The organism is Microcystis sp., assembly GCF_048564745.1.
Classification (GTDB): Bacteria; Cyanobacteriota; Cyanobacteriia; order Cyanobacteriales; family Microcystaceae; genus Microcystis; species Microcystis ichthyoblabe_A.
Genome location: NZ_JBLZRT010000148.1, coordinates 31027 through 45139, shown reverse-complemented (window position 1 = coordinate 45139; position 14113 = coordinate 31027). Strand labels below are relative to the sequence as shown.

Sequence of the window (14113 nt, the reverse complement as noted above, 5' to 3'; positions counted from 1 at the left end):
TTTGGCCTTTTAATCGTGCTTGTGGCTACAGGGAGGTACAGGATCGTAACCTCCGGGGTGAAAGGGATGACAACGGAGAATACGCTTAATTGCCAACCAAGAACCCCGCAGCACACCAAAGCGATCAATCGCTTCCATGGCATACTGGGAACAGGTGGGTTGAAAACGACAGGAAGGGGGAAATAGCGGCGAAATAAACCGTTTATATCCCTTAATTAAACCAATAAAAATTCCTTTCATCAATGTCACCTCGATCGCCTAAACTAATAGATAGTCAATTTTCGCTTTTGCCACGTGGAACTATCCGACTCTCTCCTATTTTCGATCTTTTTAGTCGCCTGTTACCTAGTTGTTCTGATTCTGATCGCTGAAAAATTAAAAAGTCTTTTCAGTACCGATGGCGAAATTACCCGCAAAGTTGTCCACATTGGCACGGGAAACGTCATCCTTTTGGCCTGGTGGTTAAATATCCCCGCTTGGGTGGGAATAAGTGCGGCCATCCTAGCGGCAACTATCGCTATACTATCCTATTTTTTACCCATTTTACCTAGTCTTAATAGTGTCGGTCGCCGTAGTTGGGGAACTTTTTTTTATGCTGTTAGTATAGGTGTTCTCGTGGCTTATTTTTGGCCAATTTCTCACCCCGAATACGCGGCAATGGGTATTTTAATTATGGCTTTGGGAGACGGATTTGCGGCCCTAGTCGGACAAAATTTTGGTCAACATCCCTACAAAATTTTCGGCAGTGGCAAAAGTCTGGAAGGTTCCCTGACTATGTTAGCAATCAGCTTTTTAGTCAGCTTGATTATTTTATCTTTTATTAATGGCATGAATCCGCCAATTATTTTAGTATCTTTATTAACAGCGATCGGAGCTACTATTCTAGAAACTTTCTCGAAACTAGGTATAGATAATCTCACTGTACCGATTGGTAGCGCCGCCATTGCCTATTTTCTTACCCAAATTTTCATCTCAAGCTAGTCTATCCCAGCTTTCAAGCGACCGAAAACCGAAGATATTCACTGATAACTGATAACTGATAACTGATATGACCTTTACGATCACTCAAAACCAAAATCAATATCTTACCTATTGTCTCAAGGATGAAGAGGCCGACGCTTATCTGGAAGTGGTTCCCGCTAGGGGAGGAATCATCACCCGTTGGCAAATTTGCGGAGAAGATATTTTCTATCTGGACACAGAAAGATTCAAAGATCCTAACCTCAGTGTGCGCGGAGGAGTTCCGATTTTATTCCCTATCTGTGGCAACTTACCCGATAATACCTATCAATACCAAGGCCGAAACTATAGCCTTAAACAACACGGATTTGCTCGTGATTTACCCTGGCAAGTGAGCAAACAAAGCAGCGAAACTGCCGCTAGTTTAACCCTAGAATTAAACAGTAATCCGGCCACTCGTCAAGTCTATCCCTTTGATTTTCAATTAATCTTTACCTATCAACTGCAAGGAAACAGCCTCAAAATTCACCAAAAAGTGATTAATCTTTCTCCCGAAAGAATGCCCTTTTCTATCGGGTTCCATCCCTATTTTCAAGTCACCGATAAAACCCGATTATCCTTTGATATTCCCTCTTCCCAATACCTCGATCAACGCACGAAAACCTTCCATTCCTACTCCGGCAACTTTGACTTTAATCTCGAAGAAATTGATGCCGCTTTTCCGCAAATTACACGCCATCAAAGTAGTTTTAGTGATTCCTATCATCAGCGTCAAATTGTCCTCGGTTACGATAATCTCTATACGACTCTAGTTTTTTGGACCCTGAAAGATAAAAATTATATCTGTCTCGAACCCTGGAGCGCTCCCCGCAACGCCCTCAACACAGGCGAACATTTGACCTACTTAGAACCCCAGAGCAGCCGCGAGGCGATCGTGGAAATGCGAGTCAATCAAATTTAAATTACCCCTTGACTTAGCCCAAATAAGATGTTATATTGATAAATCGTGTGCAGAACACGAAACGGGTCGCTAGCTCAGCGGTAGAGCACTCGGCTTTTAACCGATTGGTCTTGGGTTCGAATCCCAGGCGACCCATAAAAACTTACTAATACAGAAAGATTGACTTGTCTTCCCCTGTCTATGGATTAGCCTTGCATACCAGCAGTCCCCAACTAGGACTGGCCCTCTCTAATTTCAGCGATGATAGTCGTCAACAAACTTGGGACTTAGACAGGGATTTATCGAACCTATTCCACCCCTATCTAAAACAGTTCCTAGCCCCGCAAAAATGGGCTGATTTAGCCTTTATAGCCACCGCTAAGGGGCCGGGTAGCTTTACCAGTACCCGCATCGGTATAGTCACCGCTAGAACCCTAGCACAACAATTACAGCTACCGATTTTTACCGTCTCCAGTTTAGCGGCCTTTGCTTGGTCACAAGGGGATTTTTACCCCCTTGATACCTATCTAGCCCTAGAAATGCCCGCAACTAGGGGACAATTGTATGTGGGCATCTATCGGGGTAATCGGGTTTATTTAGCTGATAGCCTGATGACTCCAGAACAATGGCATCAGACTTTAGAAAACTTAACTATTCCCTATCAAAGATTAGCCACACCCAGTTGTTTAGGCATAAATGCCACTGATATCCTCGATTTAGCCTATTTGGACTGGCAAATGGGAAAACGCCTCCATTGGTCGGAGGCGCTCCCATTTTACGGGATGTGATTAGGGTTGGCTGAAAAAGTTTCTCGTGGGGGCAGGCTGTGGGGTGTAGGGTGTGGGCTTCGGCCGTGAGCTCAGCCGAACGGGTGTGGGGTGTAGGGTGTAGGATGTAGGGTTTTAGCGATTTTGAGGGGGTCAATTACCTAATTTTCAGGGAAAAAGTACCTGAATTTTCCCCCCGATCCCTCCAATGGCTGGCACTTTTTGATTTCTCAAAAGTCTAAAAGTCTTACCCAACAAGGTTTTTAGATTTATTCAGCCAACCCTAATTAAGTAGTGATTCGGTAGTAGTGGTGAGCCATCTTGCTTATCTGGACTGAGTCGTGTAGAATGTTTATTGATAAAAATAATTGCTTGATAAATGTTGATGATTTGGTTTTTATGATTGCTATTTTTATCAATAGAACTCTTGCAAATTAATTATATAGTGCGCCTAAATGAATTGTGAAAAGGCATCAAATCTTTTCAAGTTAGGAAATTTGAAAAGATTATATTTGGCAAAAAATTCAAATAAAAGATTAATAATCTTAAAGTTTTTGCCGAAACGATAAAACCTCCTAAGCAAATTTTTTAATTGAAACCAAATTGCTTCAACTGGATTTTCTTCGGCGCATAAGGGGCAAAAAGTTCACAAGTAATTTTCCATTCTGATTTGGCTAATCCTTCATTTTGCTCTCCCCAAAAATTCTGCATATTTTCTCCTCTATGATGTCTAACTCTATCCCAAAATATCAACAATCTTTTTCCCGCATTTTTACTTTGTAAACTTTCTAGAAACTTGACGGTATTTTCTCCATTTACTCTGGGATATTTTTCTAAAATTAAATCTGGCTCTAACAAGTTTAATGCACCATAATAAGTTTGTCTATCTTTATAATTATTAATTGGTATTTCCCCTCGCTCTTTTGACTTATTCCAGGCTTTACCTGCGATATCTTCCCCCATTAGATGGCATTCGTCTATCGCATATACCATAAGCTTTCCCGACTCTATCTCCTCTCTATGCTCTTCGAGAATTTGCTTAATTTCTTCATTTCTTTGTTTGACTTTTTCTTCATCTTTTCTTGGGTTTACTTTTTCAGCTTTCTGTCTAGTTATCTTCGCTTTTCTGTAAATCTTATAGTAACTTTATTTTGATTCAAATACTACATCATACTCTTCTATTAAATAGATTTTTAGTTCTGATAAATCCCAATATTCTTGGCATAATAACCATTTTATTGTCTCTTCTTCTTTCTCTTTAGTCAGCTTTGTTTTGGCTCCTTTGTAACCTAGTCTTAGTCCTTCTATTCCTTGTTTGATAAATCTTTTTTTCCATTTACTTACATAACCTTGAGATACATTTAGTATATTTTCTATCGCTTTGTAGGCATAACCCTGTAGAGCCAATTTTACTGCTAAGGCTCTCTTCATCTCTCGCGAGTCTCCATTACTGTTTATAAAATTGATTAAACGCTCTATTTGTCTTTCTCTTTCATTTTGATTGGTTTCCATTTGCTTTTTTTTCTTTCATTTCTTGGCAGAACGTTTCTAATTTACCATAGCAAGCTCTATTTACGTATCAAATGGAATTGCTATATATATCAAAGAAAATTTCCCAAATTTGAAAAAGATGCAGGAATTAAAGGAAGAATTCAGAAAGATTTACGAAACCTCAAAGAATCCGACAGAAGGACTGCTATCCATCTCGGAATGGTTGGTAAAATCCTCCAGTGTTTTTACCAAGAGTTGTCAAAGAATCCGAAACTGGTTTGGAGAAATCATTAGTTATTTCGAGCCAAGGACAAGGAATGGGGTGGTCGAGGGAATCAACAATAAACTTAAACTAATAAAACGGAGAGGCTATGGCTTGAGAAACTTTCGGAATTTTTGGGTTAGAAGTATGTTATCTTGACATCTTGTCTGTTGATTTAGCATAAAGAGTAACGAAGAGCCGATTTTTGTCAAGTCTGAACTCGAATTAGTTAACAATTCGGTGAAGGTGAATCAACGAGAGCCGTCAAGCTTTATTAACGGGGATTTACCCTCAATTTCCTTCGTTGAAGGACTTATAAAAACCAGAAGAAGGCAACTAAAATAACAGTGAGAGTGGCGGCAAAAATGAGAGCATATTCAATTTTTTGATTGATAATACCAATAACCACAACTAGGGTAATTGCCAGAAGAAACACACCGATATAGACTAGATCTTGAGTACCTGAATTAACTAAATTATTATTTAAAGTCGGTGGGGGTGTGGGAGTTTGTATAATTGTTGACGAGAGACTAATCGTGGAAGTAATGAACATAAATATTTATGACTACCATAGAACTAATTTTATACAGTAAACCGGACTGTCATCTTTGCGAAGGGTTGCTAGAGAAACTAGAAAAAATCCGTCAACCGGAGTGGCAGTTAGAAATTAGGGACATTACCAGTCGAGAGGATTGGTTTAACGCTTATCAGTACGAAGTCCCCGTCCTCTGTCAAAAACTGGCCACGGGGGAAAAAATCCTTCCTCGTCTTTCCCCCCGGGCAAATGCCGAACAATTGGCCCGTCTTTTAGCCAATAATTTAACCTAGGGGCTAATTAGGGTTTGCTTAATAAATCTAAAAACCTTGTTGGATAAGACTTTTAGACTTTTTTTCCCTCAAAAAGTGCCAGCCATTGCGGGGATCGGGGGCAAAATTCAGGTACTTTTTCCCTGAAAATTAGGTAATTGACCACGGCTCGACTGAGCTTCGCCGAACGTCCTGAAAATGGGTAAAACCCCACACCCCACACCCCACACCCCACCCCCACGAAAAACTTTTTGCCGCAAACCCTAATTACCCGGACTAGGAATAACGACCGGACTCGGAGAGGGAGAAGACTGGGGGACTGGTTGCTGTTTGGCTGCGGGTTTAGATTGATACCATTTAAAGTGTTGGTAGGCCGTGCGCGATATCTGTTGAATCAGAGTCCTAGCGTTACTATCATTGTGGGGACGTTTCACCATCACTGCTCCTAGATAGCGTTTCCCGTTGGGCATATCAATAATCCCCGCATCCGCTAACATCGAGCCAATATCACCGGTTTTATGGGCAATATCGGCGGATTTCTCGATACCTTGCGGCAGCAGGGTGCGAGTGCGCGTTTCCTGCATAATATTCAATAGACGATCTCTGGAACGTAAACTGAGTAATTCCCCTTGATTAACTTTTCCTAAGATTGTCACCAAATCTCTCGGACTTGTGGTATTGGTTCCTTCCAAGTCTGGTAAAGCGTTATTAATTACCGTACTGGTCAAACCCCAAGCTTGAAAACGCTGATTAAGAGCCTTTTTGCCGCCCATGCGCTTAATTAACATATTAGTAGCAGTATTATCGCTAATTACGTTCATTTTAGTGGCGGTTTCTAGGGCAGTATAGGTTTTATTCGCTCCTAGATACTGCATATCTCCGGACCCACTGGCCAGGACATCCTTACTGGCCACAAGGGGTTCATCGAGACGAATTTTTCCCGCGTCCACATCCTCAAAAAAGGCCACCAGAATGGGGATTTTAATCGTACTAGCGGCGGCAAAAATAGTATCTCCGCGAAAATTAGAGTAAGCACCGTTATCGAGGTCAATAAATAAAGCTCCCGCCTGTAATTTCGGATATTTGACCACTAAAGCCTGTAATTTCTGGTTAAGGCTGCTGAGATTTTCGTTGAAAACTAAGGTGGTCGGTTTTGGGGTGACGGGTTGGGGAGTCGGGGAATTAGTAGCGGTGGGTTTTGGGTGTAGAGGTAATTTGCTCGGATCCACCACCGTTAAAACCGTACCAGCGATCGCACCTAAACCGACACCAAGGATAGAGAAACGAAGAACCTGAAGGAGAAAAGAGGCGATTAGGTTAGGTTTACGCTGTTTTTTTGCCCTTTTAACCGGTAAAGACTTTTTTTTGTTGTTTGAGTCCAGGGACCTAGGGGACTCAGGACCGGATTGGACTTTGGTGGGACGACGAGTTACTTGACGAGTCACGGTTTTCCTCAAGGGTATCCAGATTTATTATCGGTCGCTAGGAGAATTTTTTTTCTTGCCCTTGAGACTATCAAGACCGAGAAAAAGTTGCCCGATACTTTCAATATGACCGATAATACCCCGCAGCAGGGCTAATTCCTCCACCGTGGGCCGGGCCCGATGATAAAATTGCCGGAATTTCTCCATCCTAGCGGCGGCGGTGTGGGGGTAAAGATAGCCAATTTTGAGCAAAAAGCTCTCCAAGTGCTGATAATAGCCTTCTAGAGCCTCAAAAGTGGCATTAGGGAGCGTTTCTACCGGGGGTTCGAGCCTATTTTCCGTTGCCATTTGGTACAGTTCGTAGGAGCAAACCGCCACCGCTTGGGCCAGATTAAGGGAGGAATATTGAGGATTAGCGGGAATACCGACAAAACGCTGGGCGTGGTTCAGTTCGCTGTTACTTAAACCCCGGTCTTCTGGCCCGAAAATTAAGGCCGATTCCAGGTTAGGGGTGAGTAACCAGGGTAAGGCGGTCCGGGGTGTTTCGAGGGGAGTATTCAGGTGACGGGGTTTTGAGGTGGTGGCAATGATGCGATGACAACCCTGCAAAGCTTCCCCAAGGGTGGCTACCCGTGAACAGTTTTCTAGGACTTCAATCCCGTGTACTGCCATGCGTCGCGCTTCTTCTGCAAGGATATCACAGGCAGGATTGACGATAATTAAGCGACTTAAGCCCATATTCCGCATAATTCTGGCAGTGGAACCCACATTTAAGGCTCCGGCCGGTTCAACCAAAATAATTCTCAGGCGATCGAGTGGGGAGCTCTGATTATTTTCATCTACACTCATAGATAAGGCGCAGTTTTTGACTTTTTAATTTTAATCATGGCACGTCAGGTCTCGAAGTCCGATCTTCCCAGTAAAATTTGTCCCGTTTGCGGTTTATCCTTTACTTGGCGCAAAAAGTGGCAAAACTGTTGGCATGAGGTCAAATACTGTTCAGAACGTTGTCGTCGTCGCAAGTCCTCGGCCAATCAGTAAAAAGCCGAGAATTTTAACTATCAAATAGGCACTCTTGCAAAGGGCAATTTTTAGCTGAGGACTTAGATGGGTAATTAATTTTGCTTGGGTACTCTATTAGCTTTTAATTTTACGGCTAATTTAGTAAGCTGATACTTGGCTAAATTAACTTTTTCTTAAGAGAATCTGAATGCACATTGCCTGGTTAGGAAAAAAATCTCCTTTTTGCGGTAACGTTACCTATGGGCGAGAAGTGACTAATTCCCTGCTCGATCGAGATTATCAAGTCAGTTTTCTGCATTTTTCTTCCGAAAAACCCACCGTAAGCGATTGGCCCGACTTTTACGACGAAATCACCCTGCCACGTCTCTATAGTTCCCAAGTCTATACTATTCCCACCCTGAAATCGAGTCGGGTTCTACAGGATAAACTCAGGGAACTGAAACCCGATCTAGTTCATGCGTCCTTACCCCTGTCTCCCCTCGATTTTCTGCTACCAGAAATTTGTGAGTCTTTAGATTTGCCTCTGGTGGCGACTTTTCACCCGGCTTTTGATAGTAAAATTCGCAATCTCATCTCCAGTACCCAATTATTAACCTACCAACTACACGCCCCTTTTTTAGCTAATTACGATAAAGTAATTATTTTTTCCACCTCTCAACGGGATTTTTTAGTTAAATTGGGAGTTCCCGAAGAAAAATTAGCAATTATTCCCAATGGGGTTGATGTTAATAAGTATTGTCCAGGACAATCGAATATTAAAGCGCAATATAATGCCGATTGTTTATTTATTTATCTCGGTCGGATCATGCCGGAGAAAAATGTAGAATCTTTATTGAAAGCTTGGAAAAAAACCAATTTAGGGGGTAGATGCAAACTGCTCATTGTTGGCGATGGTCCGTTAACTCCTTCCCTCAAACCTTTTTATGGAGAAGAAGATGGTATTATCTGGTTAGGTTTTATCGGCGATGAAAATAAACGAATTGAAATTTTGCGCGGGGTTGACGGCTTTATTTTACCCTCATTAGTGGAAGGTTTATCGATTTCCCTTTTGGAAGCGATGGCCTGCGGTGTTGCTTGTCTGGCTACGGATGTGGGTGCCGATGGGGAAGTGTTAAAAGGTGCGGGAATAGTTCTAGATACTAAAGGACTAATTACCCAATTAAAAACTCTCTTGCCTGTATTACGAGATCATCCCGAATTAACCACAATTTTAGGACAAAAAGCCCGTCAAAGAGTTTTAGACTCCTACACTCTCAGCAAAAATATTGACCGCTTACAGTTAGTTTATCAAGAAGTGTTAGCCAAAAAACAATCTTCTCTTAGCTACTTTCACTAAGGAATTTATATGACGATTGCCCGGACAATTTGCTTGGGATTTATGGCGGTAATTTTAGCGGGAACTTCCCTGTTGATGTTGCCTGTTTCTACCACCAGCGGCACTTGGAATGACCCAATTGTTGCCCTCTTTACCTCCACTTCTGCCGTCTGTGTCACGGGTTTAGCAGTAGTAGATACGGGGACTTATTTTTCTTTTTGGGGTCAATTATTTATTGCTTTATTAGTGCAAGTGGGGGGGTTAGGATATATGACCACTACCACTTTTTTAATGTTATTAATTGGGCGAAAATTTGACCTGAGACAGAAGTTAGCAATTCAAGAATCCTTCGATCGACCTTTCCTACAAGGTAGTCAAAGTTTAATGAAATCAGTGATTGCTACTACTCTAGTTTTTGAGTTAACAGCAACTTTGGTTATGTTAACTGTCTTCGCCCAAAAGTATGATTTTAGATATGCGGTGTGGTTATCTTTATTTCATAGTATTAGTGCTTGGAATAATGCGGGTTTTGGCTTGTTTAAAGATAACTTAATGTCCTATCAGTCTTCAATTATTATTAACTTATCTATCACAGGATTGATCATTTTTGGAGGTATCGGCTATCAGGTAATTATCGAGTTTTACACTTGGTTTATTTACCGCTTTCAATATAAACGAAAAGGCTTTGTTTTTTCCCTTAACTATAAAGTTGCTATCAGCACAACTATATTTTTATTAGTGATAGGAACCTTGGCTTTTTTACTTACTGAACAGGGAAATGGTGACACTTTGGCTAATTTATCAATTAAAGATAAATTGCTGGCTGCTTGGTTCCAATCGGTAACATCGAGAACAGCAGGATTTAATACTATTGATATTGGTAAAATTTCCGTAGAAGGTTTGTTAATCACCATGGCTTTGATGTTTATAGGAGCCAGTCCTAGCGGTACAGGGGGAGGTATTAAAACCACAACTTTTAGGATTTTATATAACTGTACCCGCTCGGTTTTAAGAGGCCGTGAAGAAGTTACTCTCTATCAAAGACGCATTCCCATGCCGTTAATTTTAAAGTCAATGGCGGTGGTTTTTGGTTCGGTTATAGCGATTATTATTTCCACCCTAGCCATCTCATTTGTGGAGACAGATTTTCAAATGATTCAACTGTTTTTTGAGGTAGTTTCTGCCTTTGGAACTGTCGGCTTATCTATGGGTATAACCGCCGCTTTATCGCCGATTTCTAAGTTAATTATTGTTTTTATGATGTATCTGGGACGGGTAGGAGTTATACTTTTAATAGCGGCTATTATCGGCGATCCGAAACCAACAGTTATTAACTACCCCGAAGAAAACCTTTTAGTGGGATAATTAATATCAGTTATCAGTTATCAGTTATCAGTTTCTCCTGTCTCCTCACTCATTGACACTAGCATTTTAAATGCGTAACAGTTTAACTTCTTATGCAATCAATTAAATTTTTTAGTAGTATGCGTCCCCAAAATCGTCAATTTGCCGTCATCGGATTAGGCAGATTTGGGCGTGCCGTTTGTGAAACCTTACGCAAACAAGGTTATCAGGTGGTAGGGACAGATATTGACGAAGGATTAGTAGCACAAGCGTTATCTGATCGGATAGTAGATAATGCGATCGAGCTTGATTCTACCAAACCTAACGCTCTGCGAGAAGCGGGAATTTTTGAAACCGATACGGTGATTGTCGCTATTGGTAAATACGTGGAAGAAAGTATCATTACCACTCTCAATTGTAAGGAAGCAGGGGTTAATTTTGTCGCCGCTAAAGCCTCCACAGAAATCCATGGAAAATTACTCAAGAAAGTTGGTGCAGATTTAGTAGTTTTTCCCGAATATGATGCCGGTTGTGAGTTAGCACACCGTTTAACTAGACCATCAATCTTAGAACGATTTGATCTCGATCCCGAACATAGTATTGTCGAGTTAAAAGTCCCGGAGGCTTTTCACGGTAAAACCCTAGCAGAGTTAGAAATTCGTAATCGTTATGGGTTAAATATTGTCGCTGTCGGTAATGCGGAAAAATTCAAGATTAACCCCAATCCCCAAGAAAGATTACACAAGGATTTAGCCATGGTGGTAATTGGTTCTAACCGAGATATTCAGCGTTTACCGATGTAAAATTTAGTCAAATAGATGAAGGCGATTTTTTAGCCTTCAGCCGCCAGACTTCGGCGTGAGACTTCAGGACGTTCGGCGAGACTTCGGCGTGAGCTTTTGTCGAACACTTTTTTCTCCTGATATCCCTGATAACTGATAACTGATAACTGATAACTGATAACTGATAACTGATAACTGCTTAATTTCCTCGCCAAAAGATAATCGAATTATTGAGAGGTTGGATGGTGGTACCGGGATAATAGAAAGCGAGAATTTGTTCAGGAGACCAACCCAAACGGGCTAAATTATAGGAACCAAATTGACTTAATCCTACCCCGTGGCCGAAACCGCCACCAATAAAGTTATAACCCTGGATCTGTCGATTGGTATCGTAGATAGGATCGATGTAGAATAGGGTACTGCGAGGCGGTCCTAAGGCACTACGCACCTCATTTTTATGCAGTTCCAAAATCCCCTTATCGGTTTGAATGGTCATAGTCAGAATCCGACCAGAAGGAGAGCGCTTAGTCACTTCCATCCACTGGATTTTCTGGAAGTCGGCGAGGGGATGTTTTCGCCGTGTTAGATAGGTTTCTAGGTCTTGACTCAAATCAGCTAAAGAAGCTTGTTTTTGCCAGCGAAAAACCCGTCGTCCCGTCTCATTAAAACCATCTTTAAGATTAATAAACTGGCGAAAAGTTGTCTCATTAGCGAGGGATTGTTTCGACAGATCCCAGACTCGATTAGGGGAGTCCACCACTGCCCGGAGATAAGGTCTTTCTTCCCCATCCCACACATCACTAAAGAGGGCAGTTACTCCGCCGGTGGTGGAGGAATAAAGGGCATCCACTAACTCATTTTGGTAGGTTAAAACCAGTCCTTGGGTAGCTGCGATCGCTTGATCAGCCCGGGGATTAGTTCCCGTCAATCCATAATAAACTTGACAATGGGTATCGGCACAGAGTTCGTAATTATCGGCTTGAAAACGGCGGAGATTGCGGAGGGCGTAGGTGCGGGCGATAATAGTTTGCGCCTGGGTGGCACTTTCTGGAGCATCATGACCGATTTCGTGGGGTACAACCCCGCGCAGGTAGGTTTCGAGGGGAACGTTATTAACTAGGGTAAAAGTGCCGTAGGCGTTGGGCTGTAGGCGCATAGTCCCACCGTACAAACGTACCTGATCGGGGCTATGGGTAACTTGAATCAGGTTTTTTTGGCTCTCGATTTCCAATTCTTTGGGAAAATAGCGCACCCCGTTGATCTGGAAAGAAACTTGCGGCTTTTCTTTGAGTAAAACACTATTAATATAGGGTTGATTGTGGCCTTTGGCTTGCAAACTGGTCAGCAACCAACGCCGCACTAGGGGATTTTCATAAACTTCTCGTTTTGCCCAGACCTGCCAGCGTCCGGGTTGGGTAATTTCCACTTTAATGCCCATTTTTGCCCAATTTTTGGCACTATTTTCGGCGGTTTCAAAGGTGGCGTGGTCGCTCAAAATGACTTTTTCTTGGAGGATGGGAGAAGCGAGGGGACGGGGAATAACTTCTAATTGTAGGCGATTGGTTTGCAGGGTTTGGGATTGGCCATCTTCTCCCACCACGCGCAGGGTGAGATTATCACCACTGGTACTACTCAGGGTTAATTTTTCCTTGGCTTCATCGCCAAAACGTTGGACAATGCCCACTCTCAGAAGGACATCCTTGGCTATAGCGGCAGGAATTAGGGTTAAACTGAGCAAGATCGCCGCAGTTATGGAACCGATGCTAATTATTGGTTTTTTTTCCTTGATTTTTAGCATAAAGTCAAGTATCTGTTAATAAGTTTTCATAAAAGTTGAGGATAATCAGAGATTATAGCAGCAAGCCGTTAGGGGAATGGGAGAATAGGGTAATGAGGGAATTTCAACTAAAACCCCAACACCCCAACACCCAACACTCAACAAAGCATCTAACTTCCCCCATCGCTGATAATGCGTAAACGTACCATTTTCTGGCCACCTTCATCCAGTTCTACTTCGATCACTTCACTGGTTAAACTTTCCAAACAGGTTAACATCGATCGCAGATGGGGATTACTTGCTCCCGTATCCACATAGAGGCGATCGGACAAACTACCTAAACGTTTCCAAGTAGTATAAAGTTTAGCCACGGCCTGCTCTAATTGTGTGGCTTGTTTAACCAGATCCGCCGCCGTATTTAGACAATCGACGCGCAAAGCTTCTTCTAGAGCCATTTCGATATCTAAATTACCCCGTCGGAGAGTTTGTACTTGGGCCGCCGCGTCGAGATATTTGGCTAAACTGCGTGCTTCCGAGGTGATTAATTTTACCGTATCTACATCGGGATTAGCGGCGATTTCTTGACGGAGAGTGTCGATATGAGTATCGGGTAACTTTTCTAATTCTTTCACTAGGGGAGCGAGATGACGCGCCGGTAAACTGCCGTCGCTGGCTTTTTCCTTCACTTCATCGGGTAGTAAGTCTGAACTCATCGCCGTCCATTCATCGGCCAATTGCTTCACCTCCCGACGGGTAATTCTCTCCCCTTGTCGGGCCGCATCACTGACTAATTTTTGAATTTCCGGGGCAGATTTGGCCGTTTCTACGAAGGCGCGTTTACTAAAATTATTGATACTATCGGGATCCAGTTGTCCTTCCGCCAGGAGAGTATCGGCACTATTAGCCAATTGAATCAGAGCATAAGCTTGACTTTTAGTGATTTCTCGCTGTTTTAACCAGTTTAAAAAGCCCGTACCGCGACTATCACCGCCTTGCTTCTCCCGGTCGCGAATAGCTCGCAAAATTCGCCCCCGCCAGATTTCCGTTTGCAAATCAAAGCGATCGCAAACTTTCCAAAAAGAATCCAGTTGCTGCTGAAAGTCATGATCTTGGATGGTTTCATCTTCGGGATCCGGCAGTTGAAAGTTAAACTCTAGAGGCGTTTCAAAGGCATCAATGATCGCGGAGGTGTCGGAGGAGAACGTCGCAGCATCAACCATA

Annotated in this window: 14 protein-coding genes, 1 tRNA gene and 2 pseudogenes; 10 read left to right on the top strand and 7 right to left on the bottom strand. The window is 42.5% G+C overall.

The genetic code is table 11. The features are described from left to right. Nucleotides 1–9 precede the first annotated feature (9 nt). The gene (gene yidD / locus ACOCD9_RS16110; RefSeq protein WP_287700970.1) at nucleotides 10–240 is read right to left on the bottom strand and encodes a membrane protein insertion efficiency factor YidD; all 231 of its coding nucleotides are present in this window, start codon (nucleotides 238–240) and stop codon (nucleotides 10–12) included. A gap of 54 nt (nucleotides 241–294) precedes the next feature. Between yidD and ACOCD9_RS16105 the strand changes: the two genes are divergently transcribed. The 4 genes from ACOCD9_RS16105 (at nucleotide 295) to tsaB (ending at nucleotide 2688) form a co-directional block, all read left to right on the top strand. Next, nucleotides 295–981 carry a diacylglycerol/polyprenol kinase family protein gene (locus ACOCD9_RS16105; protein ID WP_287700972.1) on the top strand — a complete coding sequence of 229 codons (687 nt, stop codon included), beginning with the start codon at nucleotides 295–297 and terminating at the stop codon, nucleotides 979–981. A gap of 67 nt (nucleotides 982–1048) precedes the next feature. Continuing rightward, a complete protein-coding gene (locus ACOCD9_RS16100) occupies nucleotides 1049–1921 on the top strand; it encodes an aldose epimerase (protein ID WP_287700974.1) in 873 nt (290 codons plus the stop codon). Between the two features lie 63 nt (nucleotides 1922–1984). Further along, nucleotides 1985–2056 (top strand) — tRNA-Lys (locus ACOCD9_RS16095). A 29-nt stretch (nucleotides 2057–2085) separates the two neighbouring features. Continuing rightward, entirely contained in the window at nucleotides 2086–2688 is a 603-nt protein-coding gene (tsaB, locus tag ACOCD9_RS16090; protein WP_287700976.1) for a tRNA (adenosine(37)-N6)-threonylcarbamoyltransferase complex dimerization subunit type 1 TsaB, read from the top strand. A 430-nt stretch (nucleotides 2689–3118) separates the two neighbouring features. Here the strand turns inward: tsaB and ACOCD9_RS16085 are convergent. Beyond that, nucleotides 3119–4179, bottom strand: a pseudogene (locus ACOCD9_RS16085) (IS630 family transposase). An 88-nt stretch (nucleotides 4180–4267) separates the two neighbouring features. On the opposite strand from ACOCD9_RS16085, the pseudogene ACOCD9_RS16080 reads away from it, so the two are divergent. After that, nucleotides 4268–4579 (top strand): annotated as a pseudogene (locus tag ACOCD9_RS16080) (ISL3 family transposase); the annotation flags it as partial. Nucleotides 4580–4733: 154 nt separating this feature from the next. Here the strand turns inward: ACOCD9_RS16080 and ACOCD9_RS16075 are convergent. Beyond that, nucleotides 4734–4973 carry a hypothetical protein gene (locus tag ACOCD9_RS16075; RefSeq protein WP_287700978.1) on the bottom strand — a complete coding sequence of 80 codons (240 nt, stop codon included), beginning with the start codon at nucleotides 4971–4973 and terminating at the stop codon, nucleotides 4734–4736. An 8-nt stretch (nucleotides 4974–4981) separates the two neighbouring features. Between ACOCD9_RS16075 and ACOCD9_RS16070 the strand changes: the two genes are divergently transcribed. Further along, on the top strand, nucleotides 4982–5248 hold the full coding sequence (locus tag ACOCD9_RS16070) for a glutaredoxin family protein (RefSeq protein WP_287700980.1): 267 nt from the start codon (nucleotides 4982–4984) through the stop codon (nucleotides 5246–5248). Nucleotides 5249–5490: 242 nt separating this feature from the next. On the opposite strand, the gene ACOCD9_RS16065 is transcribed toward ACOCD9_RS16070, so the two are convergent. Both ACOCD9_RS16065 and ACOCD9_RS16060 read right to left on the bottom strand, forming a co-directional pair. Further along, entirely contained in the window at nucleotides 5491–6672 is a 1182-nt protein-coding gene (locus tag ACOCD9_RS16065; protein ID WP_287700981.1) for a serine hydrolase, read from the bottom strand. Between the two features lie 27 nt (nucleotides 6673–6699). Further along, nucleotides 6700–7500 carry an RNA methyltransferase gene (locus ACOCD9_RS16060; RefSeq protein WP_046662435.1) on the bottom strand — a complete coding sequence of 267 codons (801 nt, stop codon included), beginning with the start codon at nucleotides 7498–7500 and terminating at the stop codon, nucleotides 6700–6702. Between the two features lie 36 nt (nucleotides 7501–7536). Between ACOCD9_RS16060 and ACOCD9_RS16055 the strand changes: the two genes are divergently transcribed. From ACOCD9_RS16055 to ACOCD9_RS16040, 4 genes are all read left to right on the top strand, one after another. Next, nucleotides 7537–7692, top strand: a complete 156-nt coding sequence (locus ACOCD9_RS16055) for a DUF2256 domain-containing protein (RefSeq protein ID WP_002801262.1) — start codon at nucleotides 7537–7539, stop codon at nucleotides 7690–7692. A 169-nt stretch (nucleotides 7693–7861) separates the two neighbouring features. Continuing rightward, nucleotides 7862–9010 (top strand): glycosyltransferase family 4 protein, encoded by a 1149-nt coding sequence (locus ACOCD9_RS16050; RefSeq protein WP_271930172.1) that lies wholly within the window; start codon nucleotides 7862–7864, stop codon nucleotides 9008–9010. 9 nt (nucleotides 9011–9019) lie between these two features. Beyond that, entirely contained in the window at nucleotides 9020–10354 is a 1335-nt protein-coding gene (locus tag ACOCD9_RS16045) for a TrkH family potassium uptake protein (protein ID WP_287700984.1), read from the top strand. A gap of 92 nt (nucleotides 10355–10446) precedes the next feature. After that, entirely contained in the window at nucleotides 10447–11136 is a 690-nt protein-coding gene (locus ACOCD9_RS16040) for a potassium channel family protein (RefSeq protein WP_002732601.1), read from the top strand. Nucleotides 11137–11314: 178 nt separating this feature from the next. Here the strand turns inward: ACOCD9_RS16040 and ACOCD9_RS16035 are convergent, their stop codons facing one another. Beyond that, nucleotides 11315–12913 (bottom strand): SpoIID/LytB domain-containing protein, encoded by a 1599-nt coding sequence (locus ACOCD9_RS16035; protein ID WP_419547946.1) that lies wholly within the window; start codon nucleotides 12911–12913, stop codon nucleotides 11315–11317. Between the two features lie 149 nt (nucleotides 12914–13062). Further along, entirely contained in the window at nucleotides 13063–14112 is a 1050-nt protein-coding gene (locus tag ACOCD9_RS16030; protein WP_002798288.1) for a hypothetical protein, read from the bottom strand. Nucleotide 14113: the final 1 nt, after the last annotated feature.